Source organism: Hymenobacter sp. BT18 (assembly GCF_012273015.1).
GTDB classification, from domain to species: Bacteria; Bacteroidota; Bacteroidia; order Cytophagales; family Hymenobacteraceae; genus Hymenobacter; species Hymenobacter lutimineralis.
The window spans coordinates 2,950,112-2,968,692 of sequence record NZ_CP050954.1; the positions used below are offsets into that span (position 1 = coordinate 2,950,112).

An 18,581-nucleotide genomic window follows, 5' to 3' on the forward strand; every position below is an offset into this window, starting at 1 on the left:
GCCACCCCCAACGTCAACTCCCGAAGCCATGCAGGATTTAGAGAAAGAGTTTGGGCCGACCAGTTGGTCCATTAATAACAAAACCAGCATTTACATTATCACGGTGCTGCTGTGCCTGGCGGGGATTTTTGCCTACATCAAGCTGGGCAAAGAGAAATTCCCCGACATCGTGATTCCGCGCATCATCGTGGCCACCATTTACCCCGGCACCTCGCCGGCCGATATTGAAAACCTGGTGACGCGCCAGCTTGAAAAAGAGCTGAAAAGCGTGAACGGGGTGAAGAAAATCAACTCCACTTCCAACCAGGACTACTGCATCGTCGACATCGAGTTCAACTCGGGCGTGGACGTGCAGTACGCCAAGCAGCTGGTGAAGGACGCCGTGGACAAGGCCGCACCCGAGCTGCCCAATGATTTGCCCTCGCCGCCCACGGTAAAGGAAATCAACATCTCCGAGCAGCCCATCATGTTCGTGAACCTGAGCGGCAACCTACCCGCCGTGCAGCTCAAGAAGTACGCCGACGACTTCCAGGATAAGATTGAGGCCCTGCCCGAAATTACCCGCGTGGACATCGTAGGCGCCCTCGACCAGCAGGTGAACGTGGACGTGGACCTGAACAAGCTGCGGGCCTCGCGCCTGGGCTTCTCCGACATCAGCAATGCCATTGCCCGCGAAAACGTGACCATTTCCGGGGGCTCCATCGACGTGGGTTCCCAGAAGCGGGCCGTGCGCGTGGCCGGCCAGTACGTGCGCGCCGAAGACATTGCCGACATCCAGGTGAAGAACCTGAACGGGGCCGCCGTGCGCCTCGGCGACATTGCTACCGTGACGGATGGCTTCAAGGACCGGGAGTCCTACGCCCGCCTCGATGGCAAGCCCGCCATTACGCTGAACGTGGTGAAGCGCCAGGGGGAAAACCTGATTGACGCGTCCGACAAAATCAAGGCACTGGTGAAGGATGCGGAGAAAACGCTGCCCCGCGACCTGAAGGTGACTATCACCGGGGATACCTCCAACGACACCCGCGTAACGCTGCACGACCTGATTAACACCATCGTTATCGGCTTCCTGCTCGTAACGGCCATTCTGCTGTTCTTCATGGGCACCACCAACGCCATGTTCGTGGGCCTGTCGGTGCCGATTTCGATGTTCCTGGCCTTCCTCATCATCCCGGGCTTCGACTTCTCGCTGAACATGATTGTGCTCTTCGCCTTCCTGCTGGCCCTGGGCATTGTGGTGGACGACGCCATCGTGGTAATTGAAAACACCCACCGCCTCCTGCACGAGCACCCCGAGCTGACCACCGAAAAGGCCGCCAAATTCGCCGCCGGCGAGGTATTCGTGCCCGTGCTGGCCGGTACGCTCACCACCGTGGCGCCCTTCGTGCCGCTGATGTTCTGGCCCGGCATTGTGGGCTCGTTCATGTACTACCTGCCCGTCACGCTCATCATCACCTTGATGTCGTCCCTGGTGGTGGCCTTCATCATGAACCCGGTGTTTGCCGTGAGCTTTATGGAGCGCGAGGAGCACTTCGAGGAAGACCTGCACAGCAAGCCTAAGCTGAGCAAAGGCCTCAAAATTGCCGTAGGCGTGCTGGTGCTGCTGGGCATCCTGTTCAACGTGCTGGCTTTGGGCGCTACGCCTGAAGTAGGCCCCGACGGCGAAACCAGCGGCCTGATTGGGCACTTCGTAGGCAACATCTGCCTGGCCCTGGCCGGCTTCATCCTGCTCGATAAGTTTGTGCTGGTGAAGATGATTGCCTGGTTCCAGACGCGCGCTTTGCCCAAGTTCCAGAATGGCTACGCCAGCCTCGTACGCTGGGCTATTGGCCACCCGGCTCTGGTGATGATTGGCGTAGTGGTGCTGTTCTTTGGCTCCTTTGTAGCCATTGGAATGCGCGGGCCGAAAGTAGACTTCTTTCCCAAGGGCGACCCTAAATTCATCTATACCTACCTGAAAATGCCGGTGGGTACCCGCGTTGAGATTACCGACTCCATTACCAAAGTGCTGGAGAACCGCATCTACGGCGTCATCGGCCGCCAGAATCCCGACGTAGAGTCGGTGATTACCAACGTAGCCATCGGTGCCGGCGACCCCAGCGACGCCTCGTCGTCGAGCGGCACGGCTATGTCGAACATGGGCAAAGTGGCCGTCGCCTTCAAGGAGCTTAGCGACCGGACAGGCCCCGCCACCGGCACGTACATGGATAAAATCCGCGAGGTAGTGAAAGGCATTCCGGGCGCCGAGATTTCGGTGGACCAGGAAGCCAGCGGCCCGCCCCAGCAGAAGCCTATTGCCATTGAGGTGATTGGCGACGACTATCCTACGCTGGCCAAGCTCAGCAAGAAAGTAACCCGCTACGTCGATTCGCTCAACATTGGCGGCGTGGAGGCTCTGCGCTCCAACCTGGAGGACCGCAACCCCGAAATTGCCGTGAACATCGACCGTACCCGCGCCAACCGGGAAGGCATCAGCACCGGCCAGATTGGTTTGGAAGTGCGCACGGCCATTTACGGCTCGGAGGCCAGCAAATTCAAAACCTCCGACGATGAGTACCCCGTGCAGGTACGCTACGCTAAGCCCTACCGCAACGACGTGGGCGCCATCATCAACGCCCCGCTCACGTTCCGCGACGCTACCGGGCAGGTGCGGCAGGTACCCATTTCCTCGGTGGCCGAAGTGACCTACGGCTCTACCTACGGCGGTATCCGGCGCAAAGACACCAAGCGCGTTATCACCATCTCCTCGAACGTACTCAATGGCTATACCGGCCCCGACGTGGTAGCCAACATCCGCACGGCGCTAAAGGCTTTCCCCACGCCGGCCGGCTATACGCTGAAAATGGGTGGTGCCGAGGAAGACCAAAAGGAAACCACCGACTTCCTGCCCATGGCCGGCCTCGGGGCCCTGGCCCTCATCTTCCTGATTCTGGTCACGCAGTTCAACTCGTTCAGCAAGCCGGTTATCATCCTCTCGGAGGTGCTGTTCTCCATTGCGGGGGTGTTCTGGGGCCTGGCCATTACGGGCATGAACATTTCCATTGTGATGACGGGTGTGGGCATCATTGCCCTGGCCGGTATCGTGGTGAAAAACGGAATTCTGCTGGTCGAATTCACCGACATTCTGCGGGCCCAGGGAATGCCCCTACGCGAAGCCATTGTGCTGGCCGGCCGCACCCGCCTCAACCCAGTAATCCTGACGGCCACGGCCGCCACGCTGGGGCTGATTCCGCTGGCTATTGGCTTAAACATCGATTTCTACGAGCTCTTCGCTTCCGGCAACGCGCACTTCTTCATCGGCGGCGAGTCGGTGGTGTTCTGGGGCCCGCTGGCCTGGACCATCATTTTCGGGCTCACGTTTGCAACCATTATCACGCTGGTAGTAGTCCCGGTTATGTACCTGCTCAGTGAGAGCCTGAAGCTGCGTCTGAACAAGACGGCGGAACCCGTGGCCGATGCTGAGGAGATACAAGCGGCCACCCCGCCGGTTTTCGCCGAACACTAATTCTTTTCCTTCCCCTTACCTGAACGTCGTATCCCCCATGATTGCCTCGACGACTCTGGCCCCTCCGGCCATCACGCAGCAGGTGTTGCGTATCATCAGCAAGCGCAAGCACATCCGTGCTTCCCGCCTGCGTGTTTCCAGTAATCTGAGCCGGGAACTCGGCTTCGATACCGTTGATGTGGTAGACATCATCCTGGAGCTGGAGCGAAACTTCCACATCACCATCCCGGACGAGGTGCCCCTAAGCACCGTAGGAGATTTTGTGGACTACGTAGCCTCGCACACGCCTCAGGCCCAAGTAGCTGCTTAGCTCAGCCACAATGGAAAAGCCGCCCGAAACCTAAGTTCCGGGCGGCTTTTTTGTGCCTAAGACTACGGGCTTAGCGGACGTTCCCGCCGGTGTCACCGGAAGGCATCTGCGAGTCGTGGTTGGGGACCCGGCTGCTATCGGTGGTGTTGGCCGCTACATCGGTGGCTGGGGTAGCGGCTTCTGCGCTGGGCACCGGAGGCGTAGCGGGAAAATCCGTGGTGCCGGCTTTCTTGGCCGATTCAGAGCTGGGTTCGAAGGTAGAAGCCGTGGCTTGAGCCCGCTCTTTGGGCGTTTCGCCCGTTACGCTTGCATGGCTTTCTACCACTACCGCGCGGCTGCTTTCCCAGGCTTCAAACTTATCCATCTCATCGGTGAGGGTAGACGTAAACCACGCCACCAGGGCTACGTCGTCGAGCAGGCCCAGCACCGGGATAAAGTCCGGAATCAGGTCAATGGGGCTGAGGAAGTAGATGATGACTGCTACGGCAGCCACAATAGTCGGCGTGGGCAGGCCCGTATACTCACCCGAAACGGAGGCGCGTATCAGGCGGAACAGACGCTGCAGGCTTTCCCAGGCTTCATGGGCAATGGTGCCTACGTCATTCTTTTCACTGGCTTTCTGATACGCATCGTTCAGCAGCTGCTTGATGCGCAGGGGTTTGCGTACGTACTCTTCGGCCGAGTGCATAGCGCGCTTAAAGAAAGGCGAAGAACTAACCTGTTCACCGTTGGGAGCTTGGTTTGCCATGATGATGCGGAGTAAGGAAGAGAATGAGGAATGGTTGGGAAGCGGTAGGGCCGCCCGGGTACTATACTGCGGTACGCGAAAATAGTTGGCTGCCGGAAAAGCAACAGCCCCAGCCGAAATTCGACCGGGGCTGTGCCACTACAAAACGTGCTGATACCTAGTTGTGCGCTACCCGCCCAGCGGCGTAGAAGTTGCGCTGGTAGTAGGCTTGGTGCAGGGAGCTTACCATAACGCCACCGTTGGTAGCAGAGTGGGCAAACTTGCCGTTGGTGAGGTAGATACCTACGTGGTAAATAGGTTGGCCGGGGCCGCGGCGGAAGAATACCAGGTCGCCGGGCTGCATGGCGTCTTTGGCAACGCGCTGCACGTTCTCGAACATGGAGCGGGAGCTACGCTGCAGGGTGATGCCGTATACTTCTTTGAACACGCGGGTTACAAAGCCGGAGCAGTCGGTGCCGCGCTTGGAGTTGCTGCCGTAGTGGTAGGGAGTACCGAGCCAGTCTGTTACAGTGCGGAGCAGATCTTTGTTCTCGGTGTATTCCAGCTTTACGCCCAGCGCCTGCGCGTACTGGCTATACTGGATAGAGTCGCGGTAGGAAGCCCGGGTGCTGGGGCCTTCAACAGGGTCAGTGCTGAGAAAATCGGGGAGGAGGGAAGCTTCCGCTGCCACAGGCGAGCCAAGGGCAGTTGGAGCAGGGGCTTGCTCGAAGAAGAAAGATAGAGCCAGGGAGGCAGCGGCGAGGCAATACAGAATTCTGTTTTTCATTGTCCGTCGTAGGTGGCAGAATCAATTTAAGGGTCAGCTCCAACCAGGAACCTTAGCGTACTTCGTGTTACTCGATACTCAGAGCTGCAGCAGCCAAAAAAGAGAGTGAAGACCAGCGGAATCAGACCAAATCAATAAAGATTATTCCTGTCCCGTTGAGTAAAGCTAACCTCAAAAAGTCAAGCTATCCAAACGAAGACCGGGTAATGGCGTTAAATACTTCATTTAGTGCTATATTATTTTCAAATATTTATGACCCTCCTTGCAACCAGCCACTGAGGAGGCCCGTATATTCCGGCCGTTCTGCCGAGCCTTATGCCTAGTCCCCGCATCGTTGAAAACTCCCTCTTTGCACGTATTGCCCGTTTGGTGCTAAAGTCGTCCAGCGTGGCCATGGTTCTGGGCAATACTATTCATCTGAGCGGCGTGAAGCGCCAGGATTTTCTGCGTGACCCTTATTGGGTAGCGCACGAGATGTGCCACATCCGGCAGTACCAACAGCACGGCTACTTCGGCTTCCTGGGCCGTTACCTGCTCGAATCGATGCGGGTGGGCTACTACGCCAACCGCTTCGAGGCGGAAGCCCGGCAGGCCGGCCGCGACGAAGCCCACCTTTACGCCAACGGGCTGCCATTGCCAGATCCTGCAAAGATGCATCGCGGCGCTGGCGCGGCCTGATCCTGTTGCTCATACCCTAACTGATCGGGTAAGCACGAGGCTACTTTTGCCGTGGTGACAGGGTGCGGCCACGGATGCATGATTAAGCGCCGCCGCCGGCTTTCTTACAAACGGCCATTAGCAGGTGATGTAGCAGAGAATGAGTGTATAAAACCCTGTTCTTTTTGTAACCTAGGAAGGCAAACTTACGAATAGTAGCCAGAAGCTGCCTAGCCGGCAGCAGCGTTATTGTTCTATCTAACCACCCTTCCTCGTCATGGAAAATAAGCAAAATCAACCCTCTTCGAGTAATTCGAATTCCAATAAAAACGCTCAGTCTTCTACTCCTTCCTCGTTTGCCCAGCAAGCTTCGGCTTCGGATAACAGCACTAGCGGCGCTACGCAGCGCGAGGGTGCCCAGAAGGATGTATCGTCTAAAGCTCAGACCAGCAGCACCCGGAGCACCAATGCTGCCAACACCGAGTCGTCTGCTTCGATGAATGCAGGAGATTTGCTGAGCAGCGTAGAGGAGCGTTTCACCCAAGGCAAATCGGGAGTACAGTCCTGGATCAGCCAAACCGACTGGCGCGAAACCATGAATCAGCTGCCCCAGTCCGTGAAAGATCTGGGTACCAAGGCTACGGAGCAATTCAATAAGCTCACTACCACGCAGAAAGTCGTGGGTGGCGCCTTGCTGTTGGGCGGCCTCGGCTACCTGGCTTCGCGCTCTTCGCAGAAAACCAGCGACAATGAGTGGAGCACCGCCAAAGCCCGCCGCAACGACTACCGCTCGGGCAACATTCCCCGCGTAGAGTCTTCGCAGCGTTCCTCGGAGTGGAACAAGCGCACGATGCCTTCTTCAGCCTCAACGGCTTCTTCGTCTTCCTTCGACCGTGACCAGGATGCTCGTCGTTCTGACCGCGGCTCCCTTGGCCACGTAAACATCGACAGCTAGGCTGCTAGTAGTTTGCTGGCAAACTACTAGCAAGAGAAAAGCCCCCGCATCGTACTAACGAATGCGGGGGCTTTTGTTTGTGAGCCTGTTATTGGACTCGAACCAACGACCTGCTCATTACGAATGAGCTGCTCTACCAACTGAGCTAAACAGGCATTTCCCGAAGCCCGAGTGGCTTTCAAGGGCTGCAAAGATAAAGAGCGGCGCGGAAACCGCGCAAGCTACTTGGCAATTTTTTCGGTCTAGCTCAGGGTGTACAGCTTTACACCGGCTAAATCAGGTCTGATTCGTCCATCGTTTTCTGCTTTTCTAATGAAAAAATCGTCTTCCCCGAACTCCGTTTTACGCGCTTTGGCCAGCGGATTTGCCGGTGCCGTTGTCGTGACCCTGATTCATGAAACCGTGCGGCGCGTGCGGCCGACGGATGCGCCCCGCATGGACATCATTGGCGAGCGGGGCCTGCGCAAAATTCTACGGGCAGCGGATGCCCCTCAACCCGACGCTTCCACTGCCTATGGCCTCACGCTGGCCGGCGACATCCTGAGCAACGGCTTATACTATAGCCTGGTGGGCAGTGGCCGGGGCGTATGGTGGCGTGGCGCTGCGCTAGGGCTGGCGGCGGGCATTGGGGGCGTGACTTTGCCAGGGCCGTTAGGCCTCGGAAATGGACCCAGCAACCGTACTCCCCAAACTAAGGCTATGACGGTAGCCTGGTACCTGGTAGGCGGGCTGGTAGCCGCCGCTACAGCTTCGGCGTGGCAGTCTAAGGCTAACCGCCGCTAACTAAGCAGCAATTCGCGGCTTTCCGGCATCTTTGCGACTGTTATGATGAAAGACCTCCGCAAACTGCTGGTGCGCACCCTAGGCTTCGAGACGTACATCCGGCTGGTGAGCCGCGTGTACCTACGCCTGGTGGGGGCTGGCTGGGGCAAAGCCAAATACCCGGAGCTGTTTTTCCTGCGTCGGATTGTAAAGCCCGGGGACGTGTGCCTGGATATTGGCGCCAACCTCGGCTACTACTCCGTGATGCTCTCTAAGCTAACTGGGCCGGCGGGCCAGGTGCTGGCCGTGGAGCCCATTCCGGCGTTTCAGGCCATCTGGCGCGATAATGTGCGGCTGAGCGGCTACGATAACCTGATGCTACTGCCCTACGCATTGGGGGGCGAGAATACCACGGTGCAGATGGGCACTCCGGAGCGGGACGGACTGCTGCACCACGGCATGACGAAGATAGCCGCCAGCAACCCGCAGGAGCATTATGTGCGCACCTACGAAGTGCCCATGCGCAACCCCGACCAGCTGCTGGCCGACCTGACGCGCCTGGATTTTGTGAAGTGCGACGTAGAAGGGTTCGAGTACGAGGTGTTCCGGCACATGCAGGCCACGCTACGCCGCCACCGCCCCCTTATCCAGACGGAGCTGAACGGTCTCGAAAACCGCCGCCAGGTAGTGACGCTGCTAAGCGAGCTAGGCTACAAACCATTTGTGTTATCAGCTCGTTTGGAACTGGAGCCCTGCCTACCTGCGCAGCTCGAAAGCGCCGCCACGGCTGATTTTTACTTTCAACCTACCACGCCAATTGGCTAGCCTAGCTGCCCTGAGAGATGCCGAAGTTCCTGCTTATTCTGCTGTTTGTTTTTCTGTTCGTGCGGTTTGTGCTGCCAGTGCTCCTGCGCATGCTGCTGGGGCGGGTAGTCAGAAAACAGATGAAGAACTTCGGCCAGCAATTTGGAACAGAAGTGCCCTTTGAGCAGCCGCCAACCGCCCCAGGGCCTTCAACTGGCGGCGTCCATGTTGACTACGTGCCGCCTAAGCAGCCGCGCAAACCCCAGGGCTTCAAAGGAGGAGAATACGTAGAGTTTGAGGAAGTGAAATAGCGTCCACCGGCTTGTGGCCGTTGACACCTAGTCTTATAAACCCCGACCGTTTTAACCAAAACAGTCGGGGTTTTTGCCTTTAAAATCAAAAAAAGGGCTGGCCAAAGGCGGTACCTGCTGGCCGGGGAAATAAAATAATCGGGCTACCTTCGGGCTGCTTTGTTGGGTGTAGCGCCCTCCTGGTCTGTATTAGCTTCTTTTCACGCCGAATGACAACCGTTTCCCCTGGCCCCGCGCCATTGTGGCGGCGGGTGCTGCCGCACCTGCTGGCTGTTTTATTTTTTCTGGTGCTGGCCGCCATCTACTTCTCGCCCATCCTATTTGATGGCAAGACGCTGGCCCAGCACGACATTGTGCAGTTCAACGGCGGAGCGCACGAAGCGGCGCAGTACCGCGAGGTCATGGGCAAGGAAGCCCTCTGGACGAACTCTATGTTCTCCGGCATGCCCACTTACCTGATCAGTACCCACTTTCCGGGCGACTTATCGGGCTACTTGCACAAGATCTTTACCCTGAATTTGCCGGCCGTAGTGGCCAACCTGTTCCTGACCTTGCTCTGCGGCTACATCCTTTTTGTGGCCTTGGGAGTGCGGCCCTTGCTGGCCGTGGTAGGAGCCATTGCCCTGGGCTTCACCAGCTACAACCTCATCATTCTGTCGGCGGGGCACAATACCAAGTCGCTGGCGCTGGCCTACGCCCCCCTGGTGCTGGCGGGCCTGCTGGTGGCCCTGCGGCGCAATAAGTGGCTGGGCGCCGCGCTGTTTGCGCTGGGGCTGACCATGAATCTGCGCTCTAACCACCTGCAGATTACCTATTACCTGCTCCTGCTTATTCTCGTCTTTGGCATTATTGAGTTGGTAGCCGCGGTGCGGGAAAACCGCCTGCCGGCCCTGCTCAACCGAGTTGCTATTCTGGGCCTAGCTGCGGTGCTGGCCGTGGGCGTGAGCTTTGGTCGTCTGTATACCACGCTGGAATACGGTAAATACAGTATTCGGGGCCGCTCGGAGCTGAAAACGCCTGCTCCTACGGCCCCGGGCCAGCCTACTGCCGCAGTGGAGGAAGCCGGCTCCGGCCTCGACCGCGACTACGCCTTCCAGTGGAGCTATGGCGTGGGCGAAACCATCACCTTGCTGGTGCCCAACTACTACGGTGGCGCTTCTCAGGGGGCACTCAGTGAAAGCTCGGCTACGGCCCAGGCCTTGGCTCAGCTAGGGGTACCTCCAGCCCAGCTCCAGGATGTGCTCCGGCAGCTTCCTCTGTACTGGGGCGACCAGCCGATTACCAGCGGCCCCGTTTACCTGGGCGCGGGCGTACTGCTGCTATTTGTGCTTGGCCTGTTTGTGGCCGACCGTCGTACGCGTTGGTGGTTGCTGGCGGCCACTGTGCTGTCCATCGTGCTGGCCTGGGGCAAAAACTTCGAGGTCTTCAACAACCTGATCTTCGACTACTTCCCGGGTTACAACAAGTTTCGCTCGGTGAGTATGGCCCTGGTCATAGCTCAGCTGGCCGTGCCCCTGCTGGCTGTGCTGGCGTTGGCGCGGGTGCTACGGGCTCAGCCGGCCGTGGTAGCCACCTCCGCGGCGTACCCGGCGCTGGCACCCAAACCCGCTGATACCCCCGAAACGGCCGTGCTGAAACGCCAGGTGCTCTACGCCGTCGGTATCACGGGCGGCCTCTGCTTGCTGGCGTACTTAGTAGGGCTGGGGGCTGATTTTGCTTCGCCTATTGATAGCAGCCTACAGCAGCAAGGCTTTCCGCTGGATGCCCTCCGCCAGGACCGGGCTTCGCTCATGCACAAAGACGTGTTCCGCTCCCTGCTGTTCATTGTACTCACCGGGGCTATTCTCTGGTTTTACTTGCAGCGCAAGCTCACCGCTACGCTGGCCGCTGCCCTGGTTGGGGTGCTAACGCTGGTGGACCTCTGGGGCGTGGATAAGCGCTACCTCAACGACGACAACTTCCAGCGCGAAACCGTAGCTCAGCAGTTTGTCCCCACCCAGGCCGATCAGCAGATTCTGCAGGACAAGGACCTGAGCTACCGGGTATACAACGCCAGCAACCCTTTCAACGAAGCCAATACTTCTTACTTCCACAAGAGCATCGGCGGGTACCACGGTGCTAAGCTGCGCCGCTACCAGGACCTGATTGAGCGGCAGCTGGCCCAGGGCAACCCCGGGGTGCTCAACATGCTGAACACGCGCTACGTGATTGTGCCCAGCCAGCAGGCCCAGGGCGGGCTGCAGGTGCAGCGCAACCCTGGCGCCCTAGGCAACGCCTGGTTTGTGAGCGAAGTGCAGCCCGTGAAAACTCCCGATGAGGAAATCAAGGCCCTGACCAGCCTGAGTCCGGCTACCACTGCCGTGGTGGATGTAGCCAAGTTCCCGCTTGCTAAAACCAACTTCATTACCGTCGGCTCTACTATTGCCCTCACGCAGTACTCCCCGGATAAGCTCACGTACAAGGTAAATGCCGTGCAGGATGGCTTCGTGGTCTTCTCCGAGATTTACTACAAGGATGGCTGGAATGCCTTTATTGATGGCAAGCCAGCTCCGTACGTGCGCGCCAACTACGTGCTGCGGGCTATGCAGGTGCCCACCGGAAAGCACACCATCGAATTCCGGTTCGAGCCTACTGCCTACTCCATAGGCAATACCGTTTCCCTGGTTTCCTCCATCTTGCTGATTCTGGCCCTGCTCGGCACGGTCGTGTACGCGCTACGCCGTCAGCCCGCCGCCACCGCGGCACCCGAACAGCTGGTAGCTTAATTAGTCTCGAGTATCTGGCAGAACCTTATCTGACCGCCCTGGCGGTGGCGGGTAAGGTTCTGTTGCGTTTACCGTTTTCCGCCTTATGCTGCCTCCGCCTAGTTCTTCATTGCTCGTGCAGCCCTTGCCCGAACCGGCGGCACTGGCGCGGGGTATCCGCCTCCTGCTCGTGCGCGACGACCTGCTTCATCCGCAGTTGCCCGGCAACAAGTGGCGCAAGCTCAAATATAACCTGCAGGCAGCCCGGCAGCAGCAGCAGTCTACTCTGCTCACGTTCGGAGGAGCTTACTCCAACCACTTGGCGGCCGTGGCCGCCGCCGGAAAACTGGCCGGGTTTCAGACTATCGGCATTGTGCGGGGGGAAGAGCTGGCCCGGCAGCCGCTAAACCCTACACTTGCGCAGGCCCGGGCCGATGGGATGCAGCTGCGCTTTGTGGACCGTACCACCTACCAGCGCCGCCACGAGGCTGCCTGGATAGCTGACCTTCAGCGGGAAACCGGCCCGGCGTACGTGCTGCCGGAAGGTGGCACCAATGCCCTGGCCTTACCTGGTTGCGCCGAGTTAGTTGCCGAATTGCGGGCGCATACTCCCTTCGATTACCTGGCCGTGGCTTGTGGTACCGGGGGCACGCTGGCGGGTATTGTTTCAGGCTTGCTGCCGCAGGAAAAAGCCGTGGGCGTAGCGGCTTTGCGGGGCGGTGAGTTTCTGCAGGCGGAGGTGCGAACCTTGCTACAGCCTGTTGGACAGGAAGGTGCAGCAGGCAACTGGACAATTCGTACCGAGTTTCACCATGGAGGCTACGCGCGCTTTTCGCCGGATCTGCTGGCGTTCATCCAGGCATTCCAGCAGCGCCATGGGGTGCTGCTCGACCCTATTTACACCGGCAAGCTCTTGTGGGGCGTATTGCAGTTGGTGGAGCAGGGATATTTTCCGGAAGGCAGCACCGTGGTGGCCGTGCACACGGGCGGGCTACAGGCCTGGGCTGGGTTCCGGCAACGGTTCGGACCGCGCAGTGCGTGGTGGCCCTTCCCCGAAGCGGGCGAGTAAGGTGGCGGCCCCCAGGGCGGCCAGCGCGAAAATGCAGGGCAGCACCGGAATCAGGAACCGCACGTCCCAGTCCTCCACCGTTAGCATCACAATGAAGCCCTGCAAGGCCACCACGGCTACTAGAAAGGCCCGCACCCCTACAGGAAATACGCCCGCGCGGCTGCCCACCCAGGCTAGCCAGTAACATGGGTAGATAACCAGCACTACGGCCAGCACGTGGCCAAAAGAATAGTAACTCTTGACGTAGCTGAAGAACAAGCCGCCCTTCAGCAAGGCCAGCTTGGTTACGTACACGGGGTTGTGCAGCACGAAGTAGCCGAGGCGAAACACGGGGCTCAGGCCTGGGGGCGGCAACTGCAGCGGCTCCCGGGGCTCCAGCGTCCAGGCTGTGTAGGCGTAAATGATTTCTCCGCGCAGGTAGGTTTCCACGAGGGTAAAGGTGAGCAGCAGCTTATTCAGGACCACCCAGACCACGGGTGCCACCGCCAAAACTACGAGGGCCAGCCAGGGACGGCAGGCCGGGCGCAGCAACCAGCGCCGCCACTGCCAACCTGCCCCTAGCACTAGGGCCAGTGGCACCAGAAAGCCATTGGGACGCAGCAAGGCTGTGCCCAGTGCCAGCAGCACCAGCCGGACGATGCCCCATCCATTGTGCGCTTTGGTAAAGGACCAGAAACAGAGGGTAATACCGCTGGTAAACAGCGACTCGGTGAGTACGTAGGCATTCAGGTTTTGCGTGTCAAACCACCCCAGCAGCAAGGCGGTGGCGCCCCCGGCTACCAGGGCCCGGCCCGTGAGGTGCAGCAACGCCTGATGAAAGGCCCAGGCCGCCGCGCCGGCAACCAGCATCTGGCCCAGTACAATGCCCCACTCGCCCCAGCCCAAGGCCAGCCACAAACTGCAGTAAAATGGGTAGCCTACGTAGCGCAGGTTGTGGTCGTGCTCGAAAAACCACTGCTCCGCAATCTGGGTGGCGTAAATGATGTAGCGGTTGCTGTCGTTGACGTGGCGGGGGCCGCCGTGCTTCCAGAGCAGGGCCACTTGCATCAGCAGCCACAAAACGCCCAGCAGCCAGCCGTAATGGCGCTTCAGCCAGGCAGTCTGCCGGGCCGAAAGCGGCGTTTGGCTTAGCAAAAGGGCAGGCAGTTGAAGCATAGCGGCTGGCAAAATACGGAAAGCCCGGCCACTCAATCGGCAAAAACCGCGCGGCTTGCGTAGGTTGTGGCAGATTAACCTGCTTGCTCATGCCTCTTGCCCGTCTTCTGCGCCGCTTGCTGCCCCTGGCTTTTCTGCTCCTGCTGGGCTGGTTTCTGTGGCGGAAAGTGCAGCCGTCCTTGTCCGATTTTAGCTTGCTGCGCGCCGAGCCGCGCGTGACCGTCACGCACAACACCGTGCTGCAGAAAGTAGAAAGCCTGGGCCGGCTGGAGCTGGTGCGCTACCACTTCAAGGATGTGGTGGAGTACAAGAAAAGCACCTACCGCTTTCTGCCCGACGCCAAAGTCGCGCTTATTGTGGCGGGCGATGCCGTGGGCTGCCTCGACCTGCGCAAGGTGCGGGCCCAGGACGTAGTGTTTGAGGGCGACTCGGTGGTGCGCGTAGCCCTGCCCCCGGCCGAGCTGTGCACCTGGCAAATCGACCACAAAAACAGCAAGGTGTACAGCGTGGAGAATGGCTTTCTGCAGGATGCTGAACTGGTGGACGCCGGTTACAAGTACGCCGAGCAGAACGTGCGCCGGGCCGCCCTGCAGTCGGGTATTCTGGCCCAAACCAATGAGAATGCCGAGCTGATCTTGCGGCCTATGCTCGAAACCATGACGGGCCGCCGCGTGGTGCTCATGCGCCAATTGGCGCTGCCGGCCCGGCCCCGGTTGCAATAATGCCCACCCGGTTGTATGCTTACCGCATGACCACCGCCGCCCCCGCATTTCTATCTGGCCTTACGCAGCTGCCCACGCTCACTACCCTCCGCCTGCGCCTGCGCTGGCTTACCCCGGCGGACGTGCCGGCGCTGTTCACCATTTTCTCCGACCCGGCCGTGATGCGCTACTGGAGCCGGGAGCAATTCACTAGCCTTGCTGAAGCCACGGAGCTGCAAACCCAGATAGAAACCCTATTCAGGGAGCGGAGCCTGTTCCAGTGGGGAATCACCCACCTCACCGACGACGTAGTAATTGGCACCGCTACCCTCTACGGGCTCCATGCCGCGCACCGCCACGCGGGCGTGGGCTACGCCCTGGGCTCGGCGCACTGGGGGCAGGGCTACGCGTCCGAAGCCCTAGCCACTCTGGTGCGCTTCGCCTTCACGGAGCTTAACCTGCACCGGCTCGAGGCCGACGCAGACCCACGTAACGTAGCTTCCCGCCGCTGCCTCGAAAAGCAGGGCTTTCGGGAAGAAGGTCTCCAGCGTGAGCGGTACTTCCTCTACAATGAATGGCAGGACGCCCAGCTGTTTGGCCTGCTTCGTTCCGACTATGACGCCCAGCAGCTCAGGTAGCCCTTTGCCAAGTTGCACGATGTCTAGGTTAGTCCGTGCAGCGGACTAACCTAGACATCGTCATGACCTAGCCTATACGCGGTGCCTGCATAAGCTATGTGGATACCGCGTATAGGGCATGCGTAGCAAGCCATTAGTCTTCGTAGGCCTCGTCCGCGTCTTCGGGGGCTTTGCCCAGGTCTTCCAGGGCCATGCGGATTAGGTCCTGCTCGTAGCCCTTGAGCGTGAGAAACTGGGTGAGCTTCTGGCGGCGCTTGGCCGGATGACGCTCTTTTTCCTGGGCGTCCTTTTTTTCCAGCAGGGTGGTCAGGTTCTGGTAGTACTCGTCGCCGTCGATTTCCTTCATGCCGGCTTTGATGCAGTAGTCGGAGAGGCCCTTTTGCTTGAGCTCCTGCTGGATGCGGCGGCGTCCCCACTTTTTCTGGCGGTACTTGCCCCGCACGAAGCTCTTGGCATACCGCTCTTCGTCGAGCAGCTTTTCGCGGCTGAGCCGGATGATAATTTCGCCCGCTTCATCCTCATCCAAACCGTAGCTGCGCAGCTTCTCAGCTACTTCCCGCTGATTTCTTTCCTGGTAAGTGCAGAAAGCCGCTATTTTTTGGAGGGCTTCGCCGGGCGTGTACGTTTTGTTCGGGCGTTGATTCATAAGGAAGGAAAAGCGCCACCGGCGCCGGGTTGACTAAGGTAACGCAGCCCGGTGGTAAGTCGTTCGGCCCCCTTTGTCCAGCTTGACGCAACTTGCTGGCTGGAGTTTGTCTCTATCTTCACCGAAACTACGACTGAACCGGACTTTGTTATGTGGCGTGCTGGATTACTGCAATTGTTGTTGTTATGGGTATCGTACCAGGCCTGCGCCGGCGTGGTGCGCGGGCGCGTAACCGGGCCCGATAAAGCCCCGCTGGCCTTTGCCAACGTGGCCGTGCGTAACACCACGCAGAGTACGGCCACCAATGAGCAGGGACAGTACCAGCTGCGCCTGGAGCCGGGCTCCTACGAGCTGGTATACCAGTATGTGGGCTTCCGGCCGCATTTTGCTACCGTGCGCGTTGCCGGTGGCGACACCGCCACCACCCTAGACGTAGTGCTGCAGCCCGAAAGCTACCAGCTGAAGGAAGTACTGGTGCGTGCTAAAGACCGGGACCCGGCCTATGCCTTGGTGCAGCACGCCATTGAGTGGCGGCGCTACCACCGGGCCGAAGTGGCGGCTTTTACAGCCCGAACCTACATCAAAGGGCTGGTGCGGCTGATTGATGTGCCGGCCAAGATTCTGGGCTTGTTTAAAACTGACCCCAGCCTCAAGCCGGGGGTTATCTACCTGTCCGAGTCAGTGTCGGAGCTGAGCTTCCGACAGCCTAACGTTATTCGGGAGCGGATGATAGCCTCGCGCATCAGCGGCAACAGCCGGGGCTTCAGCTTTAACCGGGCCTCGGGCCGCAACTTCAACTTCTACGACAACCTGCTGCAGTCGGGCTTCTCGGAGCGGGGTTTTGTGTCGCCTATTGCGCAGAATGCTTTCCTGTTCTACCGCTACGAACTGGTGGGCACTACCGAGCAGAATGGCCAGCAGATTCACAAGATTAAAGTCACGCCCCGCCACCGGAACGACCCCGCTTTCTCGGGCCATATCTACCTCGTAGACGGGGCTTGGCGCCTGCACAGCCTCGACCTGACCCTGGGCGAAAACTCGGGCATCGAATACGTGGAGTCTATTCGCATCGAGCAGCAGTACATGCCCGCGCCCGGCCGCCCCGATGTGTGGGTGCTACAGTCGCAGAAAGTGGGCATGACGGGCAGCGGAATGGGCTTTAAGGGCAGCGGCTCCTTCAACGCCGTATTCAGCAACTACCGCGTGCAGGCCACGTACCCGGCCCGGCCCGCCGAGAAGGAAGTAGCTGCCACCACTAAGCCCGAAGCCCCGGTAACCCGCGAAACCGTGGCGGAGGTGAAAAAGCAGCGGCCCAGCCTGCCCAACCTTCGGCGCCGGGTGCGGGAGCAGGTGAAAGCCGCCGAAGCCCAGCCCGAGGCCGTGGCCGGGGTAGAGCCCCTGGGCCGGGGCGAAGTCCTGCGCATTGAGAAAGGCGCCAACGAGCGGGACTCCACGTTCTGGAACGATATCCGTCCGGTACCCCTCACCGCCGAGGAGCGCAAGGACTACCACGTGAAGGATAGCGCCGAGGTCATCAAACGCTCCAAGCCCTACCAGGACTCGCTGGACCGCAAGCGCAACGAGCTGGGCCCGGTGCAGGTGCTGCTCACGGGCTACAACTATTCCAACTCTTTCCGGCGGCGCTACCTGCGCGTGGAGCCTGTCTTCACTCAGCTGCAGTACAACACCGTGGAGGGCGTGGTGCTGAACCTGGAAGGTACCTACACCCAACGCTACGAAAACCGCCGCAGCTATTCGCTCACGCCGGCTTTGCGCTACGGGTTTGGGGCGCAGCTATTCAGCCCCAGCCTGGCCGGGGGCTACACATTCCGGCCGTTGTCGTTCACGCGGGTAGGCTTTATGCTGGGGCGCACCATTGAGAACTTCGACCAATCCACCCAGCTAACGCCCTTCACCAATACCAACTACACCCTGCTGCGCAACCGCAACTACGCCAAGCTCTACCAGCGCGATGGGGGCGAGCTGAACTTCCGGCACGAGTTGGTAAACGGCCTGATGCTGCGCACGGCCCTGGGCTACGCCGACCGCCGCGAGCTGCAAAACCACAGCCGAAAAGTGCTGGTGGACGTGCCGGGCCGCGCTTTCACGCCCAACGTGCCCATAAGCGACGAACTGCCCGACCCCACCTTCGGCCGCAACCAGTCGCTCACCGTCTTTGCCGAGCTAACGTGGCAGCCCGGGCAGCAGTACATCATCCGGCCCGATGGGAAATTCAACCTGGGCTCGAAAAGCCCCACGCTGCGCGCTGCCTGGCGCCAGGGCATTAGTGGTATTCTGGGCTCCGACGTCCGCTATACGCGTCTGGAAGCGGGTATAAAGAAAGACCTGGAGCTGGGCCTCTTTGGGCAGACGCACATAGACGCTACCGTGGGCGGATTTGTGGGTACGCCGCGCCTGTCGTTTATGGACTACCGCCATTTCTCGGGCAACCTCACCGTATTCGCCGCCAACTTCGACCAGTTTCAGCTGCTGGATTACTACCGGTTCAGCACCCGTCAGCGCTACCTGGAAGCCCACGTAAACCACCACTTCAACGGTTTCTTCCTCAATAAAATCCCGCTGCTGCGCCGCCTCAAATGGCAGGAAGTAGCCTCTTTCAACTACCTCAGCACGCCTGCCGTGGGCCACTACGTTGAGCTGGGGGCCGGCATCGAGCACATCTTCAAGCTTTTTCGGGTAGATGTGTACACGGGCCTGCGCTCGGGCCAGCAGCTAAGCACCGGGGTGCGGGTAGGAGCGGGGTTTTAAGTAGTTAACCGTTGTTCTTGTAGCAATGGATAACGAACAAC

At 59.6% G+C, this 18,581-nt stretch carries 15 protein-coding genes, 1 tRNA gene and 1 pseudogene; 12 read left to right on the forward strand and 5 right to left on the reverse strand.

Annotated features, from left to right (window positions below):
* The first annotated feature begins 28 nt into the window (after nt 1-28).
* Both HER32_RS12630 and HER32_RS12635 read left to right on the forward strand, forming a co-directional pair.
* Nucleotides 29-3,505, forward strand: coding sequence for an efflux RND transporter permease subunit (locus HER32_RS12630; protein ID WP_168682126.1), 3,477 nt, complete (start codon nt 29-31; stop codon nt 3,503-3,505).
* Between the two features lie 37 nt (nt 3,506-3,542).
* Nucleotides 3,543-3,815, forward strand: coding sequence for an acyl carrier protein (locus tag HER32_RS12635; protein WP_149069746.1), 273 nt, complete (start codon nt 3,543-3,545; stop codon nt 3,813-3,815).
* A 394-nt stretch (nt 3,816-4,209) separates the two neighbouring features.
* On the opposite strand, the pseudogene HER32_RS20320 reads toward HER32_RS12635, so the two are convergent.
* Together HER32_RS20320 and HER32_RS12645 are read right to left on the reverse strand one after the other, a co-directional pair.
* Nucleotides 4,210-4,563, reverse strand: a pseudogene (locus HER32_RS20320) (YkvA family protein); the annotation flags it as partial.
* 157 nt (nt 4,564-4,720) lie between these two features.
* Complete coding sequence (locus HER32_RS12645; protein WP_149069745.1) at nt 4,721-5,329, reverse strand: C40 family peptidase; 609 nt, start codon at nt 5,327-5,329, stop codon at nt 4,721-4,723.
* A 315-nt stretch (nt 5,330-5,644) separates the two neighbouring features.
* Here HER32_RS12645 and HER32_RS12650 point away from each other — a divergent pair, with 315 nt between their 5' ends.
* Entirely contained in the window at nt 5,645-6,007 is a 363-nt protein-coding gene (locus HER32_RS12650; protein ID WP_168682127.1) for a hypothetical protein, read from the forward strand.
* Between the two features lie 256 nt (nt 6,008-6,263).
* On the forward strand, nt 6,264-6,941 hold the full coding sequence (locus HER32_RS12655) for a hypothetical protein (RefSeq protein WP_168682128.1): 678 nt from the start codon (nt 6,264-6,266) through the stop codon (nt 6,939-6,941).
* Between the two features lie 82 nt (nt 6,942-7,023).
* Here HER32_RS12655 and HER32_RS12660 read toward each other — a convergent pair.
* Nucleotides 7,024-7,096 (reverse strand) — tRNA-Thr (locus HER32_RS12660).
* A gap of 157 nt (nt 7,097-7,253) precedes the next feature.
* Between HER32_RS12660 and HER32_RS12665 the strand changes: the two genes are divergently transcribed.
* The 5 genes from HER32_RS12665 (at nt 7,254) to HER32_RS12685 (ending at nt 12,631) form a co-directional block, all read left to right on the forward strand.
* The gene (locus tag HER32_RS12665) at nt 7,254-7,724 is read left to right on the forward strand and encodes a hypothetical protein (protein WP_168682129.1); all 471 of its coding nucleotides are present in this window, start codon (nt 7,254-7,256) and stop codon (nt 7,722-7,724) included.
* 42 nt (nt 7,725-7,766) lie between these two features.
* Complete coding sequence (locus HER32_RS12670) at nt 7,767-8,528, forward strand: FkbM family methyltransferase (RefSeq protein WP_168682130.1); 762 nt, start codon at nt 7,767-7,769, stop codon at nt 8,526-8,528.
* Nucleotides 8,529-8,545: 17 nt separating this feature from the next.
* Complete coding sequence (locus tag HER32_RS12675; RefSeq protein ID WP_168682131.1) at nt 8,546-8,818, forward strand: DUF4834 family protein; 273 nt, start codon at nt 8,546-8,548, stop codon at nt 8,816-8,818.
* Between the two features lie 209 nt (nt 8,819-9,027).
* On the forward strand, nt 9,028-11,583 hold the full coding sequence (locus HER32_RS12680; protein ID WP_168682132.1) for a YfhO family protein: 2,556 nt from the start codon (nt 9,028-9,030) through the stop codon (nt 11,581-11,583).
* Nucleotides 11,584-11,668: 85 nt separating this feature from the next.
* The gene (locus tag HER32_RS12685) at nt 11,669-12,631 is read left to right on the forward strand and encodes a 1-aminocyclopropane-1-carboxylate deaminase/D-cysteine desulfhydrase (RefSeq protein ID WP_168682133.1); all 963 of its coding nucleotides are present in this window, start codon (nt 11,669-11,671) and stop codon (nt 12,629-12,631) included.
* On the opposite strand, the gene HER32_RS12690 is transcribed toward HER32_RS12685, so the two are convergent.
* Nucleotides 12,554-13,786, reverse strand: coding sequence for a hypothetical protein (locus tag HER32_RS12690; protein ID WP_168682134.1), 1,233 nt, complete (start codon nt 13,784-13,786; stop codon nt 12,554-12,556). The genes HER32_RS12685 and HER32_RS12690 overlap by 78 nt on opposite strands.
* Nucleotides 13,787-13,875: 89 nt before the next feature.
* Between HER32_RS12690 and HER32_RS12695 the strand changes: the two genes are divergently transcribed.
* Together HER32_RS12695 and HER32_RS12700 are read left to right on the forward strand one after the other, a co-directional pair.
* Nucleotides 13,876-14,508, forward strand: coding sequence for a DUF4230 domain-containing protein (locus HER32_RS12695; protein WP_168682135.1), 633 nt, complete (start codon nt 13,876-13,878; stop codon nt 14,506-14,508).
* 26 nt (nt 14,509-14,534) lie between these two features.
* Nucleotides 14,535-15,125, forward strand: a complete 591-nt coding sequence (locus HER32_RS12700; RefSeq protein WP_168682136.1) for a GNAT family N-acetyltransferase — start codon at nt 14,535-14,537, stop codon at nt 15,123-15,125.
* Nucleotides 15,126-15,258: 133 nt separating this feature from the next.
* On the opposite strand, the gene HER32_RS12705 is transcribed toward HER32_RS12700, so the two are convergent.
* Nucleotides 15,259-15,771, reverse strand: coding sequence for a regulatory protein RecX (locus HER32_RS12705; protein ID WP_149069733.1), 513 nt, complete (start codon nt 15,769-15,771; stop codon nt 15,259-15,261).
* A gap of 150 nt (nt 15,772-15,921) precedes the next feature.
* Between HER32_RS12705 and HER32_RS12710 the strand changes: the two genes are divergently transcribed.
* The gene (locus HER32_RS12710) at nt 15,922-18,540 is read left to right on the forward strand and encodes a DUF5686 and carboxypeptidase regulatory-like domain-containing protein (protein ID WP_168682137.1); all 2,619 of its coding nucleotides are present in this window, start codon (nt 15,922-15,924) and stop codon (nt 18,538-18,540) included.
* The last annotated feature ends 41 nt before the right edge of the window (nt 18,541-18,581 follow it).